Below are 691 nucleotides of genomic sequence, written 5' to 3' on the forward strand. Positions count from 1 at the left end.
CCTGGTCGGCGGCGGCCGTGCTCATGCCGCTCGCCGGCGACATCTCGCCCCGCTGGACCGCGCTCGCGCAGCACCTGCGCGTGACCCGCCCCGACCCCGCCCTGTTTCGAAAGGACCCCTCGTGACCCTCGTCTCCGCCAGAGAACTCGTCACCGCCGCCTCGGACGCCGGAACCGGCATCGGCGCGTTCAACGTGATCCACCTCGAGACCGCGGAGGGCCTGGTGCGTGCCGCCGCCCTCGCGGGACTCCCGGTGATCCTGCAGATCTCGCAGAACTGCGCCGACTATCACGGCGGCCTGGAGCCCGTCGCGCTCGCCTCGCTCGCGCTGGCCCGGCGGGCGGAGACACCGGTCGCGGTGCACCTCGACCACGCCGAACGACCGGAGCTGGTCGACGAGGCCGTCGCGCTCGGCTTCGGCTCCGTCATGTTCGACGGCGGCGCGCTGCCCTACGACGAGAACGTCGCGCTGACGGCCGAGGTCGCCGCGCGCGCACACCGGGCTGGCGTGTTCGTGGAGGGCGAGTTGGGCGAGGTGGGCGGCAAGGACGGCGCGCACGCACCCGGAGTGCGCACCGACCCCGACGAGGCCAGGGCCTTCGTGGCCGCGACCGGGGTGGACGCCCTCGCGGTGGCGGTCGGCTCGTCGCACGCCATGACCGACCGCACGGCGTCGCTCGACCTCGACCTC

The 691-nt window shown here is 74.4% G+C and carries 1 protein-coding gene; it reads left to right on the plus strand.

What is annotated here, in order from left to right; translation table 11 throughout:
- Positions 1-121: 121 nt before the first annotated feature.
- Positions 122-691: class II fructose-bisphosphate aldolase (locus DW309_RS09180; protein WP_136045194.1), on the plus strand; the 570-nt coding region annotated here is incomplete at its 3' end.

It is taken from the genome of Microbacterium sp. K41 (assembly GCF_004794395.1).
Classification (GTDB): Bacteria; Actinomycetota; Actinomycetes; order Actinomycetales; family Microbacteriaceae; genus Microbacterium; species Microbacterium sufflavum.